Origin of the sequence: Neorhizobium sp. BETTINA12A (genome assembly GCF_023006485.1) — a bacterium.
Classification (GTDB): domain Bacteria; phylum Pseudomonadota; class Alphaproteobacteria; order Rhizobiales; family Rhizobiaceae; genus Neorhizobium.
The window spans coordinates 1-5,009 of record NZ_JALBGW010000244.1 but is presented as its reverse complement, the minus strand read 5'-3'; the positions used below and the strand labels follow the sequence as shown (position 1 = coordinate 5,009).

Annotated in this window: 3 protein-coding genes and 1 pseudogene; all 4 read right to left on the bottom strand. The window is 63.1% G+C overall.

From position 1 onward, the window contains the following. Positions 1 to 1,289 (bottom strand): annotated as a pseudogene (locus MOV61_RS28290) (sensor domain-containing phosphodiesterase); the annotation flags it as partial. A gap of 71 nt (positions 1,290 to 1,360) precedes the next feature. Then, on the bottom strand, positions 1,361 to 1,972 hold the full coding sequence (locus tag MOV61_RS28285) for a GNAT family N-acetyltransferase (RefSeq protein WP_247138968.1): 612 nt from the start codon (positions 1,970 to 1,972) through the stop codon (positions 1,361 to 1,363). 30 nt (positions 1,973 to 2,002) lie between these two features. Next, entirely contained in the window at positions 2,003 to 3,301 is a 1,299-nt protein-coding gene (locus MOV61_RS28280) for a pitrilysin family protein (RefSeq protein WP_038540701.1), read from the bottom strand. Positions 3,302 to 3,334: 33 nt separating this feature from the next. Further along, the gene (gene thrC / locus MOV61_RS28275; RefSeq protein WP_408962443.1) at positions 3,335 to 4,729 is read right to left on the bottom strand and encodes a threonine synthase; all 1,395 of its coding nucleotides are present in this window, start codon (positions 4,727 to 4,729) and stop codon (positions 3,335 to 3,337) included. Between the last annotated feature and the right edge of the window lie 280 nt (positions 4,730 to 5,009).

The following is a 5,009-nucleotide window of genomic DNA, read 5'->3' as shown; positions in this document are numbered from 1 at the left end:
CGCACCGGCCCGTGCATGGCGCCGGAATCGAGCCCGAGGCGGGTCGAGATGTCGGGCGTGGTGATGACGCGGTCGCGGGCCACGTCCCAGTCCCAGACGGTGTCGCCGCTGCCGGTCAGCGCCAGCGATTGCCGCTCGAGGTCGGAGAACAGGCCCTGCTGATAGGCACCGCCGGCAAAGGCATGCTGCATGACGGTGAAGCCGATCAGGAGAACGATGAGGACCAGGCCGCCGCCGAGCGCCGGCTGGATGATGTCGTTGTCGAGCCTGCCGGTCACCGTCAGCCAGCCGCCGAACAGCCAGACGAGGATCAGCGCCCAGGTCGGCACCAGCAGGATCGCCCGGTCGTAGCGGCTGAAGCCGAGATAGATGATCAAAAGGATGCCGACCGTGCCGGTTAGCGCGAACGAAAGCCGGGCGATGCCCGACGCGACCGACGGATCGTAGATCGCCACGCCACCGAGCAGCACCAGGCCGACCACCCAGGCAAGCGTCGCGTAGCCGAGATGCACATGCCAGCGGTTGAGGTTGAGATAGGTGAACAGGAAGATCACGAGCGAGGAGGCGAGCGCCACTTCCGCCGCCGCGCGCCAGATGCGCTGGTCGCCCGACGTGACGGTGATCAGCTTGTCGAGAAAACCGAAGTCGACGCAGATATAGGCAAGCACCGCCCAGGCAAGTGCCGCCGCCGCCGGCAGCATCGAGGTGCCCTTGACGACGAAAAGAATGGTCAGGAACACCGCCAGAAGGCCGGCAATGCCGAGCACGATGCCGCGATAGAGGGTGAACGAGTTGACCGTGTCCTTGTAGGCATCCGGCTGCCAGAGATAGATCTGCGGCAGCGAGGGGGTCGCGAGTTCCGCGACGAAGGTGATGGTCGAACCGGGATTCAGCGTGATCCGGAAGACGTCGGCGTCCGGGCTCGGTATCCGGTCGAGCGCAAAACCTTCCGAAGGCGTGATCGAGATGATGCGCTGCGAGCCGAGATCCGGCCAGAACATTTTCGAATTGGCGAGCCGGAAATGCGGCGCGACGATCACCCGTTCGAGCTGTTCTTCGGAGACGTTGGAAAGTGCGAAAACAGCCCAGTCGCCCTGGTGGCCGGGGGAGCTTGCGCGCACCTCGATGCGGCGGCGGATGCCGTCCGAGCCGGCGGCCGTCGACACCTGGAAGGCCTCGCCCTGGTTGACGTAGATATCCGTGGTTCTCGTGAGGTCGAGCGCCGTGTCGTCTCGCGAAATCTTGACCGGCTCCGCGGCGCGCGCAGCCGGCACCGCCGTCAAAAACATGGCGACAGCAAGGAGGGCGACGATCGCCGGCATAAATCGGGTCAACGGCGCAAGACGCAAGAACGAGGCGCTCATGGCTTCAGCATCTTCCCGAACTCACCGTCTTCCGGCAGCCGGGAAAACATCAGGTGGTCGCGCCATTCGCCATTGATTTTGAGATACTTGCGCAAAAGACCTTCCTGCTCGAAACCGGCCTTTTCGAGAAGCCGTACACTCTTCCAGTTCTCCGGAATACAGGCTGCCTCGATCCGGTGCAACTGAAGTCCGCCGTAGATATACGGGATAGCCACCTTCAATGCGGCCAACATATGGCCTTGGCCGGAATGTTTCTCGCCCATCCAGTAACCGATCATGCAGCTCTGCGCCGCACCGCGGCGGATATAGCCGATGGTCAGGCCGCCGAGCAGCACCTGGTCGTCGCGGCGGAAGAGGAGTAGCGGCACGGCAAGGCCAGAGGCATATTCCTGGCCGCTTCTGACGACCCGCAGGCGAAACGATCCTTCGGTCAGCTCGTCCGGCCGCCAGACCGGCTCCCAGGGCTGTAAAAAGGGACGGCTTTCCGAGCGCAGCCGCTGCCACTGCTTGTAGTCGGAATAACGGGGGAGCCGGAGCAGGTGGTTTTCGCCATAAAGCTCTGGTGTGTCCGGCTGTCGCGACAGGAACCGAAACACCGACTTGGTCATGCTAGTGCTGCTCCGGGCAGGGCGGCCGGTTTAACCGGCAGCCTTCTTGGTCTGGATCCCCGGCGTGGCAAGTGCCGTGGTGATGTCGCTCAACGGTGCAAGCTGTTCGATCGGGCCGACCGCCGACAATGTCGGAACTGTATCGAAAAACAGCCGCCCGGCAAGATCGGTGAGTCGCTCGGTGGTGATCCCTTCCAGCCGTTCCATCATTTCCGGGTTCGGGATCGGGCGTCCGTAGAGCATCATCTGGCGCGCGATCTGGCCGGCGCGTGCCGCCGGGCTTTCCTGGCCCATCAGAAGCTGGGCGCGGATCTGGGCGCGGGCGCGGTCGATTTCTTGGCTGTGAATGGTTTCCGAAGACTTTCGCAGCTCGTCGATGATGACGGGCACCAGCGTCGGCAGCTCGTTGCCGCCGGTTGCCGCGTGGATGCCGAAGATGCCGGTATCGGAAAAACCCCAGTGGAAGGCATAGACCGAGTAGCAGAGGCCGCGGTGTTCGCGCACTTCCTGGAACAGGCGCGAGGACATGCCGCCGCCGAGGATGTTCGCCAGGATCTGCGAACAGTAGAAGTCACGCATGTGATAGGCCTTGCCCTCGAAACCGAGCAGAACCTGCGCGTCCATCAGGTCGCGTGTTTCGCGCACGTCGCCGCCGATATAGCGGGCGGTTTCGAGCACGGGCGGCGAACTCGGGGTCATCGGCAGGCTGGCGAAGCGCTCCTCCACCTGCTTGGTGAACGTCGCATGATCGACGGCGCCGGCGGCGACCACGAACATCCGGTCCGTCGTGTAGTTCCGCGAAAGATAGTTGCGGATCTGCCCCGGGGTGAACCCCTTGACCGTATCCGGCGTGCCGAGGATCGGCCGGCCGATCGTCTGGCCGCGATAGGCGACCTCGGAAAACTTGTCGAACACGACGTCGTCGGGCGTGTCGTTGGCAGCGCCGATCTCCTGCAGGATGACGTGCTTTTCGCGACGCAGTTCTTCCTCGTCGAAGGCTGATTCCGTCAGGATGTCGGCAAGGATATCGACCGCCAGCGGGACATGGTCCCTGAGCACGCGGGCGTAGTAGGAGGTGGTTTCGGTGGATGTCGCGGCATTGAGCTCGCCGCCGACATTCTCGATTTCCTCGGCGATGTCGCGGGCGCTGCGGCGGGCGGTGCCCTTGAAGGCCATGTGCTCGAGGAGATGGGCGATCCCGTGTTCGTCCTCGGTCTCGTTACGCGATCCGGACTTGATCCAGACACCCAGCGCGACGCTCTCCAGATGCGGCATGGTTTCGGTGACGACCGTCAACCCGGAGGCGAGCCGGGTGATTTCTACATTCATGTTTACGTCTTTCCGGCGCCGCCGATACCTTACTTACTTAGCGCGGGCATGCTCGCCGATGAAAGTTTCGACGGACTTAAGCTCAGGCTCCAAGATATCGAAGCGCTCCTCCCTTTGCATAAGATCAGCAAGCCATGATGGAAGCGCCGGATCAATTCCGCAAGCGGATTTTACCGAGGCCGGGAATTTGGCCGGGTGGGCGGTCGCAAGCGTCACCATCGGGCTCGCCGGCTTTGCGTTCTTTTTCGCGACGAAAACGCCGGTCGCCGTGTGCGGGTCAAGCAGATAACCGGTCGCGGCAAGCGTCTCGCGGATCGTCGCGGCAACCTGCCGCTCCGTCGCCCGCCCAGCGCGGAATTCGCGACGGATCGCCTTCAGCGCCTCCGGCTTGATCTCGAAGCTGCCGGATTGTTTGAGGCCAGCCATGGCGGCGCGCACCGAGGCGGCGTCGCGGCCATAGGCCTCGAACAGCAGCCGCTCGAAATTGGACGAGATCTGGATATCCATCGAAGGCGAGGTGGTCGCCTTGACGTCGCGCATCTCGTAGCGCCCAGTCTTCAGCGTCCGGGCAAGAATGTCGTTGTCATTGGTAGCGATCACCAGCCGGTCGATCGGCAGGCCCATCTTCTTGGCCACGTAACCGGCGAAGATATCGCCGAAATTGCCGGTCGGCACGGTGAAGGAGATTTTCCGGTCCGGCCCGCCGAGCGAAACGGCGGCGGTGAAATAATAGACCACCTGCGCCATGATCCGCGCCCAGTTGATCGAATTGACGCCCGAGAGCCTCACCCGGTCGCGGAAGGCGACGTCGTTGAACATCTCCTTGACGATGTTCTGGCAGTCGTCGAAATTGCCCTTCAGCGCCAGCGCATGCACATTGGCGGCTTTCGACGTGGTCATCTGTCGCTGCTGTACGGCAGAAACCTTGCCATGCGGGAAGAGGATGAAGATGTCGGTGCGCTCACGGCCGGCGAATGCGTCGATCGCTGCCCCGCCGGTATCGCCCGACGTCGCGCCGACGATCGTCGCCCGCTCGCCGCGCTCGGCGAGCACGTAATCCATCAGCCGGGCGAGCAGCTGCATCGCCACGTCCTTGAAGGCGAGCGTCGTGCCGTGAAAGAGTTCGAGCACGAAATCGTTCGGTCCCGTCTGCACCAGCGGCACGACGGCCGGATGCCGGAACGTGGCATAAGCCTCGTCGATCATGCCTTTCAGCTTTTCGGCGGGGATTTCGTCGCCGACGAAGTGCTTGAGGATCTCGAAGGCGACCTCCTGATAGGTCTTGCCGCGCAGGCCGCGGATCTCTTTTTTGGAGAGCGAAGGCCATTGGCGTGGCACGTAAAGGCCGCCGTCGCGGGCAAGTCCCGCCATCAGCGCATCGCGGAATCCGAGAGGGGCAGCTTCGCCCCGGGTAGAAATGTAGTCCACGACCATCAACCCCAATCGATTTTTATTCGCGCCGCTGATATAGACCAGGAAAATGGGCGGTGAAAGACCGGAAAGTGACGCTCCGGTTCGCCAGGTAAATGGCCCAGATATTGGGATGGAAGAGGGTTGAGTACGGTGTTTGCAAAGATTTCGCGTGGTCTTCTGACGGTATCGCTCGTGGCAGTTCTCGCAAGCTGCAATTCCTCGGCGCCGACCGAAGGGCTGGCCCCAACCGCTACCGCCGCCCCCGCGGGCCAGGCCGCGACCGCCGTCGTGCAGG

What these genes read in the sequence shown, in the direction of transcription:
- MOV61_RS28280 (WP_038540701.1), bottom strand. Translation starts at nt 3,301, where the DNA reads ATGAATGTAGAAATCACCCGGCTCGCCTCCGGGTTGACGGTCGTCACC.
- MOV61_RS28285 (WP_247138968.1), bottom strand. Translation starts at nt 1,972, where the DNA reads ATGACCAAGTCGGTGTTTCGGTTCCTGTCGCGACAGCCGGACACACCA.